Here is a 16,431-nt window from a genome sequence, read left to right on the forward strand (position 1 = left end):
TCACAGATAGGAATCTTGCCGCCATGGTCGCTCTGCTGGTTGCCTGCATCTACCTCTTGCTTGCCGGCGTGCATGTTTACTGGGCGCTTGGCGGGGGCCTGGCAAAGGATGCCGCGGTTCCCCGTGTGCCGCGCAAGGTAGCCGCCGGTGACATTGCGCCACCGGCAACGGCGAGCGCGATGGTGCCCGCCTTTACGCCCTCGCGCACGGGCACGCTGCTGGTGGCCGTTGGCCTGGCGGCGGTGGCCTTGATGGTGGGCGCGCGCGCCGGGCTGGCCACGGCGCCTTGCACCGGGCCGGTCCTGCAATGGGCCATCGGCCTGGTCGCGCTGGCCATGCTGGCCAGGGCGGTGGGCGATTTCCGGTTGGTTGGCTTCTTCAAGCGCATCACCGGCTCTTCGTTTGCCTGGCTGGATACGTGGGTCTATTCCCCCCTGTGCCTGACGCTGTCCGCTGGCCTGGCGTACGTGGCGATCCTTCCGCCCTGAGCGCCGCCGCATTCCTGGCAGCCGCCTGCGCCGTATCGCAAGAACCCCCGATTGCAAAATGAAGTGGCGCGTCTGACAATGCCCTGCACCAGAGGCCGGGCGCTGCGGCCACGGCCCATCCGGCGGGCCAGGCAGGCAATGAAGAAACGGGAGGCGGGAGACCACGATGCGCACCCAGGTCGCGATCATCGGCGCCGGGCCGGCAGGCCTGCTGCTGGGTCATCTGCTGCGCCGCGCCGGTGTCGATGCCGTGGTCATCGAGGACCGCAGCCGCCAGCACGTGGAAGGACGCATCCGGGCGGGCGTGCTGGAGCAGGGGACGGTCGACCTGCTGGTGGCATCCGGCGTGGGCGAGCGCCTGCAGCGCCAGGGCCTGTGCCACCATGGCATCGACCTGCTGTTCGACGGGATCCGGCACCACATCGACCTGTCCGGGCCAACCGGTGGCCGCGCCATTACCGTGTATGGGCAGCACGAGGTGGTCAAGGACCTGATCGCCGCGCGCCTGGCGGATGGCGCGCCCATCTTGTTCGAGGCCAGCGGCGTGGCCCTGCATGGCGTCGACCGCAGCAAGCCCAGCGTCACGTTCACCCACGGCGGCAAGCGCCACACGCTGCATTGCGATTTCATCGCCGGCTGCGCTGCAGGTGTTCGAGCGGAGCTATCCGTTTGCGTGGCTGGGCATCCTGGCCGAGGCCGCGCCCGCCGCGCAGGAACTGATCTACGCCAGCCATGCGCGCGGCTTCGCGCTGTTTTCGATGCGCTCGCCGCAGATCACGCGGCTCTACCTGCAATGCCGACCCGACGAGGATCTCGCCCAGTGGCCCGACGCACGGATCTGGCAGGAACTGCACGCCCGCCTGGAGACCGGCGACGGCTGGCGGCTCAACGAGGGCCCCGTGCTGCAAAAGGGCGTAACGCCGATGCGCAGCCACGTGGTGGAGCCCATGCAATATGGCCGGCTGTTCCTGGCCGGCGATGCCGCCCATATCGTGCCGCCTACCGGCGCCAAGGGCATGAACCTGGCGGTGGCCGACGTGCGCACGCTGGCGCGGGCATTGGCCGCGCACTATGGCGAACGCCGCGACGACCTGATGGCGGCCTACTCCGCCACCTGCCTGCGGCGGGTCTGGCGCGCCGAGCATTTCTCCTGGTGGATGACCGCGTTGCTGCATCGCTTTCCAGGCCAGACCCCGTTCATGGCGCGGCTGCAGCAAGCCGAGCTGGCATACGTTACCGCTTCGCCCGCCGCCGGCGCAACGCTCGCGGAGAACTATGTCGGGCTGCCATTCGCCACCTTCGAGGGCCATTGAGTGCCCATCCCGATCGCCATACAGGAGATGTCATGACAAAGCTTGGTTGCCCGCCACCGTGGCCAGGGGAGGGCAGGCGATGATCGCCAGCTTCCTCGGCGTGCTGTTCGACGGGCTGGCCTATGGCTGCCTGCTGTTCCTGATCAGCGTGGGGCTGTCGGTGACCATGGGCCTGATGAATTTCGTCAACCTCGCCCACGGCGCATTCGCCATGTTCGGCGGCTACGTGGCGGTGGTGCTGATGACCCGGGCCGGCGTGCCTTTCCTGGCGACGCTGCCACTAGCCTTCTTGGGGGCCGCGGCAGTGGGCTGGCTGCTCGAGCGCAGCCTGTACCGGCGGCTCTACGGCGCCAGCCATCTCGACCAGGTGCTGTTTTCGATCGGGCTCACCTTCATGGCGATCGCGGGGGCCACCTACGTGTTCGGGCCGGGCCAGCAGCCGGTGGCGCTACCCGCTTTCCTGCTGGGCCAGGTGCGCGTGGCGGGCCTGGACCTTGGGGCCTATCGCCTGTTCATGATCGGCGTGGTGGTGGTCATCACCGCGGCGCTGGGCTGGCTGGTGGCGCGCACGCGCTTTGGCGCGCAAGTGCGCGCGGCGGTGGACAACCAGCAAGCGGCGCGCGGCCTGGGCATCAACGTGGAGCGGGTATTCAGCCTGACCTTCGCGCTTGGGTCCGGGCTGGCCGGGCTGGGCGGCGGGCTGGGCATCGACGTGCTGGGGCTCGATCCGTCGTTCCCGCTCAAGTACATGGTGTATTTCCTGCTGGTGGTGGCGGTGGGCGGCGCGGGCACCATCCGCGGCCCGCTGGTGGCGGCGCTGCTGCTGGGCGTGGCCGATGTGGCCGGCAAGTATTACGTGCCGGCGGTAGGCGCCTTTGTCATCTATGCGCTGATGGTGCTGCTGCTGATGCTGTTCCCGGCCGGCCTTTACGGGAGGCGGGCATGAGCGCTCTTGACGAGGTACCGAGTCGCGCGAGCGAGCGGCGCTCCCATCTGCCCGACGGGCGCTGGCGCGTTGGCGAGATCGTGTTCTGGCTGGTGCCGGTGGCGGTGTTCTTCCTGCTGCCCGGCTACCTGATCCTTGGCAGCCAGGTGCTGATCACCGGGCTCTTCGCGCTGTCGCTGGACTTGCTGCTGGGCTACGCCGGGATCGTCTCGCTGGGGCATGCGGCCTTCTTCGGCCTCGGCGCCTACACTGCCGGGCTGCTGGCCGCGCATGGCTGGGGCGAGCCGGTCTCGGGCCTGCTCGCGGCTGGCGCGGTGGCCGGCCTGGCGGGTTGGCTGGCGAGTTTCCTGGTAGTGCGCGGCGGCGACCTGACCCGGCTCATGGTCACGCTGGGCATCGGGCTGATGCTGTTCGAGGCGGCTAACAAGGCAGCCTTCCTGACTGGCGGCGTGGATGGCCTGTCGGGCGTCACCATGGCGCCGTTGCTCGGGCTGTTCGAGTTCGACCTGTTTGGCAAGACTGCCTACCTTTACAGCCTGGTGGTGACGTTCCTGTTGTTCGTGCTGGTGCGCAGGCTGGTGGCTTCGCCCTTCGGCCTGTCGCTGCGCGGCATGCGCGAGGGCGTGCGCCGCATGCCGGCGCTGGGTGTCGACGTGCCGCGCCGCCTGGGCGCGGTGTTTGCCGTGGCGGCGGCGCTGGCCGGCGTGGCCGGCGGGCTGCTGGCGCAGACGACCCAGTTCGTCGGCATGGATGTGCTGGGCTTCCCGCGTTCGGCGGAGTTGCTTGTGATGCTGGTGCTGGGTGGCGCGGGCCGCTTGTACGGCGCACTGCTCGGGGCGGCCGTGTTCATGATCGCGCAGGATGTGCTGGCAGGCATCAACCCGGTGTACTGGCAGTTCTGGATTGGCCTGCTGCTGGTGGTGATCGTGCTGTTTGCGCGCGGCGGGCTGATGGGCGCGCTGGATGCGCTGCGCCGCGCCATGCGCCGCAAGCCGGGAGGAGAGCGGCCATGACCAGGTTGCTGCGTACCGAGGGACTGTCCAAGTCCTGGGGCGGGTTTGCCGCCAACAGCGACATCTCCCTGCAGTTTCCGCCGGGCGCCCGCCATGCGCTGATCGGGCCTAACGGCGCCGGCAAGACCACCTTCATCAACCTGCTCACCGGTGCCTTGCCGGCCAGTAGCGGCAGCATCTGGCTGGGCGATGAGGACATCACGCAATTGCCCCAGCACGCACGGGTGCGGCGCGGCATGACCCGGACCTTCCAGATCAACACGCTGTTCCCCGGCCTGACGGTGCTCGAATCCGTGGTGCTGGCGGTGGCAGAGCGCAGCGGCGCCACCCGGATCTGGCATCGCACCGTGGTTTCGCAGCGGGCACTGGCCGACGAGGCCATGGCGGTGCTGGCCAGCCTGCGCCTGGATGCCGAGGCCGATACCGAGACGCGCAGCCTGCCATACGGCAAGCAGCGGCTGCTGGAAATTGCGCTGGCGCTGGCCACCCGGCCCGCCATCCTGCTGCTGGACGAGCCCGCGGCGGGCATCCCGTCCGGGGAGAGTGCCGAGCTGTTCGGCGTGATCGCAGGCCTGCCGCGCGATATCACCATCCTGTTTATCGAGCACGACATGCACCTGGTATTCCGCTTTGCCGAGCGCATCACGGTGCTGGTGGGTGGCCGCGTGCTGACCGAAGGCACGCCCGCGGAGATCGGCGCCGATCCCCGTGTCAGGGAGGTATACCTCGGGGAGGCCGCCCATGACTGAGCTGCTGCGGGTGCAGGGGCTGAGCGCGGGCTATGGCGATGCCGTCGTGCTCGACGGCATCGACCTTGCGCTGGACGCTGGCGAGAGCCTGGCCTTGCTGGGCCGCAACGGGGTGGGCAAGAGCACGCTGCTCATGACGTTGATGGGCCTGACCCGGCAGCGGCGCGGCAGCCTGTCCTGGCGAGGGCGCGACCTGACGCGGCTGGCGGCGCACCAGCGCGCCGCCGCCGGACTGGGATGGGTGCCGCAGGAGCGCTGCATGTTCCCGTCCCTGACCGTGGAAGAACACCTGACGGCGGTGGCGCGTCCCGGCCACTGGAATGTCGCTCGGGTTTATGAAGTTTTTCCCCGGCTGCAGGAACGGCGCGCAAATTTGGGCAACCAGTTGTCAGGGGGCGAACAGCAGATGCTGGCCATTGGCCGGGCGCTCATGGTAAACCCGTCCCTGCTATTACTCGACGAGCCGATGGAGGGATTGGCGCCTATTATTGTTCAGGAATTGCAGCATGTGATCCGCCGCTTGATCGAGGAAGGCGGCATGGCTGTGATCGTGGTGGAGCAGCACGCTCGCCTGGCGCTTGGCATGACGCGGCGCGCGATGGTGCTCGATCGCGGCAGGGTAGTGTTTGAGTCGACCAGCGCGGAACTGCTGGCGGACAAGGGCAGTCTGGACAGGTTGCTGACGGTCGCCTGAGCCCATCCCCGGTATGGTCAACCGGCAGCAGGCGATAGACGGCGAACGTTGGCGGCAACGCCGCGTTCGGCCAGCGGGCAGTGCTCATTTTTCGCAGGCGGGTAGTCACGGGGAACTATGGAAACCCATGAGCAGAATCGGCTCGTCAACGCCTATATCCAGCGTTACAGCCGCTACGACCCGGCCATTGGCCGGCACGAGGTCCGCTCGTTCTGGGTCTGGCAGGCTTGCGACTGGCTCGGCGTCAACGACCCGGAGGGGTTATGGTGGCTGGTGCTGGAAGTCCTGGCCCGCACCGACAGTCCCCGCGTCCTTGGCGCACTCGCCGCCGGCGAGCTCGAAGACCTGATCGAGTACCACGGCCCGGCCTTTATCGGCCGCATCGAGCAGGAGGCCGCGCGCGCCCCGCGCTTCCGCCGCCTGCTGTGCGGCGTCTGGCGCAGTTCCACGCCCGAGGTCTGGGCGCGGGTGCTGGCCGCCAGCGACAGCAACTTCAACGAAGTGCCGCAGCGCGCGATGTGGATATGCTACGAGCAGCGTGGCTGGGATGCGCAGGGCGCGGCGGCGCAGCCCGATGCCGAGGCTGGCGTGTCCCGCGAGGCCCACAGGCAGCCCGCGCGTGTCGTGCCATCGCCATCGCGGCTGCGGCTGCGGCAGCGTGAAGGCGCGATGCATGCAGACTCGCCGCATCACGCCGCCTGGCCTACTTCCCCGGATCCTTGACGTTGTCGAACTTGTCGAATTCCACGTTGTAGAGTTCGCCGCCAACCTTTTCCACACGCCGGATGTAGACGGTCTGGACCACGTCGCGGGTGTCCGGGTCGATCATGATCGACCCGCGCGGGCTGGCGATCTTCATGCCCTTGAGCGCCGCGACGAACTTGTCGCCGTCGGTGGCGCCGCCGGTCTTCTTCAGCGCGTCGTAGATCGCGCGCATGCCGTCATAGGCAGCCACGGCCATGAAGTTAGGCCGGCCGGCGCCGGGGTTGGCTTCGGCAAAGGCTTTCAGGAAGGCCTTGTTCTCGGGCGAATCGTGCGCCATCGAGTAATGGAACGACGTGATCACACCCAGCGTGGCGTCGCCCATGGCCGGCAGCACGTGGTCGTCGGTCAGGTCGCCGGTGGCGATCACGCGGATGCCGGCCTCGGCCAGGCCGCGCTCGCGAAAGCCCTTCATGAATGCCACGCCTTGCTCGCCGGCGGGCAGGAACAGGAACACCGCCTCCGGCTTGGCATCCTTGATGCGCTGGATGAATGGCGCGAACTCCGGGTTGCGCAGCGGCACCCGGATCGATTCGACCACCTGTCCGCCGCCGCCGATGAAGTTGGTCTTGAACGCGGTCTCCGCGTCGATCCCCGGCGCGTAGTCCGCCACCAGCGTCACTACCTTGCGCACCTTGTTCTTGATGGCCCAGGTGGCCATCGGCGCCGAGATCTGCGGCAAGGTCATCGACACCCGCGCGATATACGCGGATTTGGTGGTGATCGAGGATGACGCCGCGTTGAAGATCACCATCGGCTTCCTGGCCTGCTCGGCAATTGGCGCCACCGCCAGGGCCTCGGGCGTGAGGCCGAAGCCGGCCAGCACGTCGACCTTGTCGCGCACCACCAGCTCCTGCGCCAGCCGCTTGGCCACATCCGGGGCCGGGCCCGTGGTGTCCTTGCTGATGATCTGCACCTTGCGCCCCGCCACGGTATCGCCATTGAGCTTCTGGAACGCCTTGATGCCGCCTTCCATCTGCTTGCCATAGTCGGCAAAGCTGCCGGAGAAAGGCGCGATCAGCCCGATCTTGACGGGATCCGCGGCGTGGGCGAGCGAAGGCGCCACGGCAAGCACGCTGCAAGCCGCGAGGGCACGCAGCAAGGGGGCAAAGGTCATCGATGGTCTCCTGGTCGAGTGCGCTCTGGTCCCGGGGAAGGGGCCGGGCGGGTGCCGGCGCGTGGCACTGGCAGAGGAGTTTAGGGGGCGGGGCGGTTTGGTGCAATCGGGGCTTGCACAAAGGGCTGCGGGCAGCCACGCGCATTCGCTATAGAATGCGCGCTGGCTCAGACACCACCCATGCGGTGCAATCGGGAATGATGAAAGTACTTGCGCTATCCGGCAGCCTGCGGGCTGCGTCCATCAATTCCGCGCTGCTGCGCGCGGCCGCGCGGCTGGCGCCAGCGCATGTGTCGGTTGCAGTGTTCAGTGGCCTTGGGGCGTTGCCGCTGTTCAACCCGGACGACGAGGCTTGTCCGCATGCCAGCGTCACACGCTTGTTTGCCGAGGTGGCGCAAGCGGACGCGCTGCTGATCGCTAGCCCCGAGTACGCGCATGGCGTTACCGGCACGATCAAGAATGCACTGGACTGGCTGGTGGGATACGAGCCCTTCGCCTTCAAGCCGGTCGCCGTGCTCAATGCATCGCCGCGCGCGCACCATGCCGATGCGGCACTGCGCGAGACCTTGAAGACGATGGCCGCCGTCATTGTCGAGCCGGCATCGATCACCGTGCCATTGCTGGGCGCCAGGCTGGATGAGGATGGCATGGTCTCGACGCCGGGCATTGCGGCTGCCATACAAGAAGCGCTGGTGGCGCTGTACGATGCCGTCGTCCTTCACAAGACGACGGCAGTTGCCACATTTCCGCTTGCGTGACCGGCAAGCGGCCGGCGGCGCGCCATAGCGGCTAAGGCGGCTAAGGCGGTTCAGGCAGCCACGAGGCGGAATGTGGATACCGCTTCCTTCAGGCGCTGGGCCTGCTCTTCCAGCGATCCCGCGGCGGCGGCGGCTTGCTCCACCAGTGCGGCGTTCTGCTGCGTCACCGTGTCCATCTGGGTGACGGCCTGGTTGACCTGCTCGATGCCGGCGCTTTGCTCGGCCGAGGCGGCGCTGATCTCGCCCATGATGTCGGTCACGCGCTTTACCGCGCCCACGATCTCATCCATGGTCTGGCCGGCCTTGGTGACCAGCTGCGAGCCCTTTTCCACGCGCTCGACCGAGTCGCCGATCAGCGACTTGATCTCCTTGGCGGCGGTCGCGCTGCGCTGCGCCAGGCTGCGCACCTCGCCCGCCACCACCGCGAAGCCCCGGCCTTGCTCGCCCGCGCGGGCGGCTTCCACCGCAGCGTTGAGCGCAAGGATGTTGGTCTGGAAGGCGATGCCCTCGATCACGGCAATGATGTCGACCACCTTGCGCGATGCGCCGTTGATCTCCTGCATGGTGTCGACCACCTGGCCAACCACCGCGCCGCCCTTGATGGCGATCTCGGAGGCGTTGACGGCGAGCGAGCTGGCCTGCTTGGCGTTGTCCGCGTTCTGGCGGACGATGCTGGTCAGCTCCTCCATGCTGGAGGCTGTTTCCTGCAGTGACGACGCTTGTTCTTCCGTGCGCTGGGACAGGTCCGTGTTGCCCGCGGCGATCTGGCTCGTGCCGGACGCAATGGATTCGGTGCCGGTACGCACCTCGGTCACGATGCGCAGGATGTTGCCATTCATTTCGCCCAGGGCGCGCAGCAGCTGGCCGGTCTCGTCCTTGCTATCCGAGCGGATGTGGCTGGTCAGGTCTCCCGACGCCACCTTGCGCGCGAAGCCCACGGCGCGATGCAGCGGTGCGGTGATGCCGGCGGTCAGCCATACCGAGAACGCAACGCCAATCGCCAGCACCAGCACGCCGAGCACGATCAGGCGATTGCGCGCGGCGAGGTAGATCTCGTTGATATCCAGTGCGGTCTGGTCAATGCTGGCGCGCTGGATATCCAGCAGCTTCTGGATCTCGGCAAGATAGGCGTTGCCGGCAGGCACGAACTCGCTCTCGAGCACCTGGTTGGCTTCGTCGGTCTGGCCGGCTTCCTTGAGCTTGGTGATCTTGTCGCGCGACTCGTTGTACGGCTTGCGCACGGTCTGGATCGTCTTGAATGCCGCCTTTTCCGCGTCGGAGGACAGCATCGGCTCGATCTTGTCGCGCAACGCCGCGATGGCGTCGACCGACCCCTTCGTTTCGGCGGCGAAGAACGCGCCCAGGCTCGGGTCGGCACTGCGCGCCACCGCGGTGGTGCGGCGCACGCTCGTATGCATCAGGCGATACCAGTCGCTGACGACGCGTTCCTTGGCCAGCGGCTGTTGCATCATGTCGTGCGTGTGGCTGGCCACGTCCTGCAGCCCCAGGATACTGAACACGGTCATGAGCGTTGACAGCAGCAGCACCACGCCAAAGCCGATGCCAAGGCGTACCCCAATTCCAAGATTCTTCATTTTCTTCTACCTGAATGGAAATCATAAGGCGGCGAAATGCTGGCCCATAGGACCCGGATTCGCTCTATTGTCAGCCGCGCCGTTTATCGCGAACGCATCTGCGGACTATGGTGAATATCGGCAATTGAGGTGGGGACTTGAGTGGCGGGGCTGGTTGCCCGGCCGGCAGGCCGCGAGCGCGGCCTGGCGAGGATGGCGTGCTCAGGCGGATTCGCGCTGGCTCTGCTGTGCCAGCCGCTTCCAGTTTCGCGCGGCATAAGCATGCGGCTGGCGCAGCGCTGCCCACAGACCGACGAGCCTGATGGCCTTGAGCAATCCCGTGGCTTCGAACTCGGTCGTGCGCCGCACCCGTGTCCTGCCATCGCCCAGCGGCTCAAGGCTGAAGGTGTCGATCAGCTTGCCGACCCAGGCACGGCACCAGACTGTGCTTTCCTGCATCTGGTACTGCAGCAGCCGGTCCGGCTCCAGTTGCAGGATGCGCTGGTTGATGGTGCCCCGGTCCGTGGTGCATTGCCGCGTATTGCCGACCGCCGCGACGCCCTCGCGGCAGCTCATTGGCTTTGGAATCCCCAGCCAGAACAGCAACGGGCGCGACGCATCCATGCGGGCATGAAGGAAGTGCGGCCAGACATGCCGTGGCTCGCACTCAAATATCCACTCGGACCTGATCTTCATTGCGTGTGCTCGATATCGGGTGTTGACCTGCAATGCAAAAGGGAGCCACGTGGGCTCCCTTTTGTTCCAGCTGCGTTCTGTTTGCCCGTTCAGCTTACAGCGCAGCGTCCTTCAGCTTCTTCATCGGGCGAACCTTGACCTTGACGGTCGCCGGCTTGGCCGCGAACCATTGGTCTTCGCCGGTGAACGGGTTCTTGCCGAAGCGCTTCTTGGTGGCGGCAACCTGGGTCGCCACGACCTTGAACAGGCCCGGCAGGGTGAATTCGCCGGCGCCCTTCTTGTGCACGGCGCTCAGGATGGTGTTTTCCAGATGGACCAGCACGGTCTTGACCGTCTTGGCATCCAGTTCAGTCTGGGCCACCAGGTGGGCCACCAGGCTGGACTTGTTGAACGTGTCCTTCAGGGGTTTCACCGCCGGCGCGGCCGCTGCGACCTTCTTTGCCGGAGCCGCCTTCTTTGCCGGCGCCGCCTTCTTGGCGGCAGGCTTGGCGGTGGTCTTTACAACAGCATTTGCTTTGGTAGCCATGGATTATGGGGTCTTGTGTTCGTTGAATGACGCTTGCTGCCGACGGCAGCAAGCGCATGGGGAGCATAGCATTCCCGGTGGCGCGTGCCAAACGCCTGCCATCACAATCGACAACGCGCGGTGTCCGGGCTGCGGAAGTTATTGATGGATGCCAGATGCATTTTTTTTGAGAAATGCCGGATGTGGCTGATAAAATGCGAAATTCGCCAAAATCGCAGCAGGAGTGCCATGTCTAAATCGATCATCCCGGATGTCGCCTTAATCGACAACACCGAGCAGCGCACGCCCCTTGTGCTGGTGCTGGATTGCTCCGGCAGCATGGACGGCGAGCCCATCCGGCAGCTCAATGAAGGGCTGGCCCTGCTGGAGCAGGAGCTCAAGGCGGACGTGATCGCGAGCAAGCGGGTCCGGCTCCTGGTGGTGCAGTACGGCGGCTACGACCAGGCCGAGGTGGCCGGCGACTGGTGCGATGCGATGGATTTCACCGCGCCGCAACTGCGGGCCGACGGCACCACGCCGACCGGCCAGGCCGTGGCGTTGGCGCTGGCGGAGATCGAGCAGGAAAAGCTGCGCTTTCGCCAGGCGGGCGTGGCCTACACGCGCCCGTGGCTGTTCCTGATGTCGGATGGCGCGCCCACCGACCAGTGGGAGCAGGGCGCGGCGCAGTCCCGCCAGGCCGAGAAGGCCAGCAAGGTGGCCGTGTTCCCGATCGCGGTGGGCGAGGGCGCAAGCATCGATGTGCTCCAGCAGTTCAGTAACCGTGGCGCGGGCGGCGTGAAGCAGCTCAAGGGCCTGCAGTTCCGTGAGCTGTTCCTGTGGCTTAGCGCCAGCATGCAGGTCGTGTCGCAGTCCACGCCGGGCGGGCAGGCGCAACTGCCGCCCACCGACAGCTGGTCCGCGGTCACGGTCTGAGCGATGGCCTGGAAGATCTTTGCCGCTTCGGCGACGGGCAAATCGCACGCCGAGCGCGGCGTGCCGTGCCAGGATGCCTTTGCGCATGCGGTAGTGGGCGAGGTGCTGATCGCCGTGGTGTGCGACGGCGCGGGCTCGGCACGCTACAGCCGGGCCGGGGCGGAATTCATCGCGAACTCGGTGGTGCACGAGCTGGCTACGCGCGTGGGGCAGGGCGAGGAATTGCCGGAATTGTCCGGCGATCTGTTCGCGCAGACCGCGGGCGGCGTGCTCGGCCTGGCGCGCAACGCGCTGCAGGAGGTGGCGCGCGCGGCGGGTGCCGGGCTGGCCGACTACGCTAGCACGCTGGTTGGCGTGGTGGCCACGCCGGAGCGCGGCAACTTCTTTCATATCGGCGACGGCGTGGGCGTCGCCCAGCCGCGCGACGGCGCGGCCAAGCCGGATATCTCGCTGCCGGCCAATGGCGAGTACGCCAACGAGACCTACTTCATCACCGGGCCGCACTGGCGCGAGCAGCTCAGGGTGCTGCCGATCCGCCAGCCGCTGCAAGGCGTGGCGCTGATGTCGGATGGCGCCATGCCGTTTGCCATGAGCAAGGGCAACGCCGGGCTCTACGCGCCCTTCATGGAGCCGGTCGAGCGGTATCTGCGCGGGGTAGCCGACCTCGATGAGGGCAACCGCGCGCTGGCGGCCACGCTGGACGATCCGCGCACGCACCACATCACCGGCGATGACAAGACCTTGCTGATCGCGTTGCGCGCATGAGTGCTCGCAGCGCAGGCAGAGTCTGGCTGGATCGCCAGCGCGGCCTGACGCTGGCGCGCCTGATCAAGAGCGGCGGCGCCGGCAGCGTGTTCCTGCTGGCAGAGGCGCCGGCCCAGGTGGCCAAGCTCTACCACGGCCACATGGACCTGGCCAGCTACCAGCGCAAGATCGATGCGATGCTACGGCTGTCGCCCGAGCTGCCGGACCAGGTGGAGAACGGCAAGCGCTATGTGCAGATCGCGTGGCCGCAGTCGCCGTTGCTGGATGCCCGTGGCCGCTTTATCGGCTTTGCCATGCCGGCGCTGGATATCCAGCAAACGGCCGAGCTGGAGGAGATCTTGCAGGAGCGCCAGGCGCGCGCCGCCGGCCTGCCCACCGGGCTGGGCGCCAAGATCACGCTAGCGGCCAATCTGAGCGGCGTCATCGCGGCCCTGCACCAGCAGCATCACTATGTGGTGGACCTGAAGCCGGTCAACCTGCGCTTCTACCGCGATTCGCTCTATATCGCGATGCTCGATTGCGATGGCTTCAGCATCCAGGGCGAGTCGGAACGTTTTGCCGCGCAGCAGTTCACCGCCGATTACCTGGCGCCGGAGCTGCAAGGCGGCGGGCTGACCGCCGCGGGTGAGCCAGCGCAGGACCGCTTCGCGCTGGCGGTGGTGATCTTCCAGTTGCTGAATTTTGGCATCCATCCCTTTAGCGGGAGGCCTGCCAACGCGCAGCTTCCCACCGACCTGCCCGGGCGCATCCGTGGCCGCTACTACGCCTACGGGCTGCGGGCGCACAAGGCGATCTCGCCCAACCCGGTGAGCGGCCACGCGCAGATGCCGCCGGAGTTGCGCGATATGTTTGACCGCGCCTTCGCCGGCCCGCCAGGCAGCCGGCCCGCGCCTGCCGAGTGGGCGCGTGTGCTGCGCGAATACGCGCTGCGCAGCAGCCAGCGCCTGGCGGTCTGCACCGCCGATCCCTCGCATCAGCACTTTGCCGGACTGGCCTGCGCGGCCTGCGCGCGCAGTGCGATGATCGCCGGCGCCGCCACGCAGGCAGCCGCTGCCACGCAGGCCGGCGGCAAGCGCAAGTCCGGCCGGGGCAAGCGCGCGCGCCAGGCAGCCGCGCGGCCGCCCTTGCAGCAGCCATTCCAGCAACCACTGGCTCAGTCCGCTGCCGTCAGTGCATCGATCTCCACCACCATGCCGGCCAGCGGCGGCAAGAGCGGGACCTTCGCGATTGCCGTTGCCGTCGCGCTCACGCTGGTGGTGCTGGTGACGGCCTTCATGTCGTCCGGCGGCGGCGACAGCGATAGCGAAGCCGCGACGCCAGCCGTGGCAAACGGCACGGCCGGTGGGCAGGGCCAAGCGCTCGAATGGAAGCGCGGTGGGGCTCCCGCGGCGTCCCTGACGCTGGCGAGCACACGCGCCGAGATCCGGGCCACCATCGCAGCCGTCGCCGCGGGGCAGTTCGACACCTACCGCTACAACCTGCTGCGGCTAAAGCGGATGGCGCTCCCTAGCGGCTACAACAGCACGCGGGAGTTCAACCGCATCCAGCGCGCCTACGGCGATACGCTGCGCCAGGCGCGCACGGCGGCGGCCAAGCCGGAGGGCGGGGCGCGCGCCGCCGAGGCGGGACTCGAAGCCCATTATGAGCAGCACCGCGAGTTGCTGGCGCGCGACTCCGGCGCCTTTTTCTCCGCCAACGAACTGGGGGAATATCACCTGCGGCTCAAGGAGCCGGTGACCGCGCGCCTGCTGTTCGAGCAGGCGATCTGGGCCCGTGCCGACGATCCCAATGCGTGGTACGGGCTGGGTGCGGTCGCGCTGCGCGAGCAGCGCGACAAGGACGCGGTTGCCAGTTTCGCCATTGCCGAGCGGCTGCAGGCGGAGGTCGCCGACAAATCCGGCGAGCTGAGCGCCATCCTTGCCACCCTTCGTCTTCGCATGATCTCGGACGCAAAGCGCTGGGAGACCTTCATCCAGGCCGGCAAGGCGCTGGCCGCCCGGCTGGCCGAACTGCCGCCCCTGGCCGATCGGCCAGCCAGTGTGGATCCGGCCTCGCAGCAGCGCCATCCGGCCAGCTACCCGAGCACGCCGGAGTCAAGGGCCGGCGGCAGGGTTGACCTGCAGGTCATGGTGGATGCCAGTGGCGATCCAAGCCGGATCGCGGTGGTCAGGTTAAGTGGCCCTGATGAACTGGGGCGGGCCGCCATCGAGGCTGCCCGGCAATGGCGCTACCAGCCTGCGGTGAGGCAGGGCGAGCTGATCGGTGAAACCGTCATGATTCCCGTGACCTTCGCCCCGGAACGACCTGTCGAGCAGCCATGATGCCGACCCTATACCCAATCCGATGAACACAGCGCTGCCATCCCGATCCTTGCTGGAAGCCATGCAAGCCAACTACGGCCGCAAGCCCATGCCGGTGCCGTGGCTGGGCCCAAAAGGCCCGTAGGCAGTGCCCGGAGCCTAGTCGGATGACAGCGATTGCGAAGCCGCGCCCTGTGGCTGGCATTGCGCGGCCTGGCTGGCCGCCTGGTACATCACGGGTTCCAGAATGCCCAGCCGCGCGCGCGCTGCCTCGAGCGGCTCATGCAGCAGCGCCTCGTAGTCCTCGGCCAGCAGCCACTTCGCCTTGCGTCCATGCCGATACCCCTCGACGACGGCGCGCAAGTACGCGGTGTTGCCGGTCTTGCGCAGGCTCTGCAAGGCGGTAGCAACGGCGATGAATGCCCAGCCGAGGGCGCCGGTCTGCGCGTAGCTGAACGCCACCAGCGCCGCTTCGCCCATGTTCTCGTTGGCCTTGTAGCCGGTCAGCACATGCCAGATGTCGTGGATGTCACGGGTCCGCCTGCCAAACCAGGCGTAGGGATCCTCGACCAGCGGCTCGCTGTTGAGGTTTGAGATCGCGGCAAGGCCGGCGGCGCTGTAGCCCGTTTGCTCCAGGAATGCGCGGTAGGCGGCGCCGAGCGTGCCGGGGGCGAAGCTGGCGATGAACGCCGGGTCGGAGAAGCGCTCCGTCAGTTCGACGCGAAGATAAGCCAGCCGCCGCCCGCTCGTGGTCGTCAAGAGCCGCGCGTAGTTCTTCGGCGCGGACGGCCCGTTGAGGGCGCGCATGATGAGAAACACCTGCGTGGTGTCGTCTCCATTTGCCAGCAGCTTGCGGATCGCACGGAATGCGGCTGGAAAGTCACGCTTGTAGAGAGCGGGGGAGGTCGCTATGTCCATTGCCTCGTTCCTCTTGTCGGGTTTGTTGCTGGGGTGGTTGCCGGGATGGCGAAGTCGCCGATGCTTCGGGTCTTCAGGGTTTTCATCGAGGTCCCTGATTGCAATGAGCGATCTTTGCAGGGAACGGCCGACTACAATGTCGCCTTCCTGACATAAGACTACGATTGGCGCTGTGTCAAAGTCATCCACCCCCGAAGACCACCTCGCTGCCCTGCGATCCAGCGCCTGGTTCGCCGGTCTCGCCGCTGAATTTCAACGGTGGATCGTGGCGCACGCCAAGGTCAGGTCGCTGGCTGCGGGCCAGCGCCTGTTCGCGCATGGAGACCCGGCGGACGGCCTGTACTTTGTGGTGGCGGGCGCCATCCGCATGACCAGTTCCTCCGCCGATGGCAAGGAGGCATTGCTGGCGTTTGCGGAAACGCCACAATGGTTCGGTGAGGTCGCCTTGTTTGACGCCTTGCCACGCGCCCACGATGCCTGGATCGAGACCGACGTGGTGCTGCTGCATATCAGCCAGCAGGATGCGGTGCAGTTTCTCGACGAAAATCCGGTGCACTGGAAAGCAATGGGCCTGCTGATGGCCCCAAAGCTCAGGCTGGCATTCGAAGCGATCGAATCGTCGGTGCTGATGCCCGTGCCGGTCAGGCTGGCGCGCCGCTTGCTCGCCATTGCCGGCGGCTATGGCGAGCGCCATGGCCTGAGCAAGCGGGTGATCAACGTGCAGCAAGAGCAACTCGGCTTGATGCTGTCGGTTTCCCGGCAAACGGTGAACCAGATTCTCCGGGATTTCGAGGCGCAGGGGCTGGTGCAGCGCACGCGCGGGTCCATCGAGATCCTGGATCTCGCGTCGCTGCGAAGATTCGCGAAGGTCGGCTAGGCCATTTGCCGACCCGCCGCGCT

At 67.1% G+C, this 16,431-nt stretch carries 16 protein-coding genes and 1 pseudogene; 12 read left to right on the top strand and 5 right to left on the bottom strand.

The features are described 5' to 3' along the window. The first annotated feature begins 23 nt into the window (after positions 1 to 23). The 7 genes and pseudogenes from AB4061_RS25705 (at position 24) to AB4061_RS25735 (ending at position 5,926) form a co-directional block, all read left to right on the top strand. Entirely contained in the window at positions 24 to 488 is a 465-nt protein-coding gene (locus AB4061_RS25705) for a DUF3995 domain-containing protein (protein ID WP_441638808.1), read from the top strand. Positions 489 to 654: 166 nt separating this feature from the next. Next, positions 655 to 1,801: pseudogene (locus AB4061_RS25710) on the top strand (4-hydroxybenzoate 3-monooxygenase). A gap of 79 nt (positions 1,802 to 1,880) precedes the next feature. Continuing rightward, positions 1,881 to 2,747: a branched-chain amino acid ABC transporter permease gene (locus tag AB4061_RS25715; protein ID WP_441638809.1), complete on the top strand. Its 867-nt coding sequence runs from the start codon at positions 1,881 to 1,883 to the stop codon at positions 2,745 to 2,747. Continuing rightward, complete coding sequence (locus AB4061_RS25720; protein WP_441638810.1) at positions 2,744 to 3,760, top strand: branched-chain amino acid ABC transporter permease; 1,017 nt, start codon at positions 2,744 to 2,746, stop codon at positions 3,758 to 3,760. Before AB4061_RS25715 ends, AB4061_RS25720 begins: the two co-directional genes overlap by 4 nt. Further along, entirely contained in the window at positions 3,757 to 4,509 is a 753-nt protein-coding gene (locus AB4061_RS25725; RefSeq protein WP_441638812.1) for an ABC transporter ATP-binding protein, read from the top strand. The genes AB4061_RS25720 and AB4061_RS25725 overlap by 4 nt, the downstream gene beginning before the upstream one ends. Then, positions 4,502 to 5,203 carry an ABC transporter ATP-binding protein gene (locus AB4061_RS25730; protein ID WP_441638814.1) on the top strand — a complete coding sequence of 234 codons (702 nt, stop codon included), beginning with the start codon at positions 4,502 to 4,504 and terminating at the stop codon, positions 5,201 to 5,203. Before AB4061_RS25725 ends, AB4061_RS25730 begins: the two co-directional genes overlap by 8 nt. Positions 5,204 to 5,320: 117 nt before the next feature. Next, positions 5,321 to 5,926, top strand: a complete 606-nt coding sequence (locus AB4061_RS25735; RefSeq protein ID WP_441638816.1) for a DUF6869 domain-containing protein — start codon at positions 5,321 to 5,323, stop codon at positions 5,924 to 5,926. On the opposite strand, the gene AB4061_RS25740 is transcribed toward AB4061_RS25735, so the two are convergent. Further along, on the bottom strand, positions 5,907 to 7,082 hold the full coding sequence (locus AB4061_RS25740) for an ABC transporter substrate-binding protein (protein WP_441638818.1): 1,176 nt from the start codon (positions 7,080 to 7,082) through the stop codon (positions 5,907 to 5,909). The two genes, AB4061_RS25735 and AB4061_RS25740, sit on opposite strands and share 20 nt — an antisense overlap. A 197-nt stretch (positions 7,083 to 7,279) precedes the next feature. On the opposite strand from AB4061_RS25740, the gene AB4061_RS25745 reads away from it, so the two are divergent. Continuing rightward, positions 7,280 to 7,840, top strand: coding sequence for an NADPH-dependent FMN reductase (locus tag AB4061_RS25745; protein ID WP_441638820.1), 561 nt, complete (start codon positions 7,280 to 7,282; stop codon positions 7,838 to 7,840). 50 nt (positions 7,841 to 7,890) lie between these two features. On the opposite strand, the gene AB4061_RS25750 is transcribed toward AB4061_RS25745, so the two are convergent. The 3 genes from AB4061_RS25750 to AB4061_RS25760 all read right to left on the bottom strand — a co-directional run bounded on the left by AB4061_RS25750 (position 7,891) and on the right by AB4061_RS25760 (position 10,636). Continuing rightward, entirely contained in the window at positions 7,891 to 9,435 is a 1,545-nt protein-coding gene (locus tag AB4061_RS25750; RefSeq protein ID WP_441638822.1) for a methyl-accepting chemotaxis protein, read from the bottom strand. A 201-nt stretch (positions 9,436 to 9,636) separates the two neighbouring features. Continuing rightward, positions 9,637 to 10,110, bottom strand: a complete 474-nt coding sequence (locus AB4061_RS25755; protein ID WP_441638824.1) for a hypothetical protein — start codon at positions 10,108 to 10,110, stop codon at positions 9,637 to 9,639. 94 nt (positions 10,111 to 10,204) lie between these two features. Then, positions 10,205 to 10,636 carry an HU family DNA-binding protein gene (locus AB4061_RS25760; RefSeq protein WP_043354992.1) on the bottom strand — a complete coding sequence of 144 codons (432 nt, stop codon included), beginning with the start codon at positions 10,634 to 10,636 and terminating at the stop codon, positions 10,205 to 10,207. A gap of 228 nt (positions 10,637 to 10,864) precedes the next feature. Here AB4061_RS25760 and AB4061_RS25765 point away from each other — a divergent pair, with 228 nt between their 5' ends. The 3 genes from AB4061_RS25765 to AB4061_RS25775 are packed head-to-tail and all read left to right on the top strand — an operon-like array spanning position 10,865 to position 14,634. Then, complete coding sequence (locus AB4061_RS25765) at positions 10,865 to 11,548, top strand: vWA domain-containing protein (RefSeq protein ID WP_441638826.1); 684 nt, start codon at positions 10,865 to 10,867, stop codon at positions 11,546 to 11,548. 3 nt (positions 11,549 to 11,551) lie between these two features. Further along, positions 11,552 to 12,313: a PP2C family serine/threonine-protein phosphatase gene (locus tag AB4061_RS25770; protein WP_441638828.1), complete on the top strand. Its 762-nt coding sequence runs from the start codon at positions 11,552 to 11,554 to the stop codon at positions 12,311 to 12,313. Further along, positions 12,310 to 14,634, top strand: a complete 2,325-nt coding sequence (locus AB4061_RS25775) for a TonB family protein (protein ID WP_441638830.1) — start codon at positions 12,310 to 12,312, stop codon at positions 14,632 to 14,634. The genes AB4061_RS25770 and AB4061_RS25775 overlap by 4 nt, the downstream gene beginning before the upstream one ends. 138 nt (positions 14,635 to 14,772) lie before the next feature. On the opposite strand, the gene AB4061_RS25780 is transcribed toward AB4061_RS25775, so the two are convergent. Beyond that, positions 14,773 to 15,531, bottom strand: coding sequence for a Coq4 family protein (locus tag AB4061_RS25780; protein WP_441638832.1), 759 nt, complete (start codon positions 15,529 to 15,531; stop codon positions 14,773 to 14,775). Between the two features lie 172 nt (positions 15,532 to 15,703). On the opposite strand from AB4061_RS25780, the gene AB4061_RS25785 reads away from it, so the two are divergent. Further along, positions 15,704 to 16,408 (top strand): Crp/Fnr family transcriptional regulator, encoded by a 705-nt coding sequence (locus AB4061_RS25785; RefSeq protein ID WP_441638834.1) that lies wholly within the window; start codon positions 15,704 to 15,706, stop codon positions 16,406 to 16,408. The last annotated feature ends 23 nt before the right edge of the window (positions 16,409 to 16,431 follow it).

Source organism: Cupriavidus sp. YAF13, assembly GCF_052113425.1.
In the GTDB taxonomy this organism is placed as follows: domain Bacteria; phylum Pseudomonadota; class Gammaproteobacteria; order Burkholderiales; family Burkholderiaceae; genus Cupriavidus.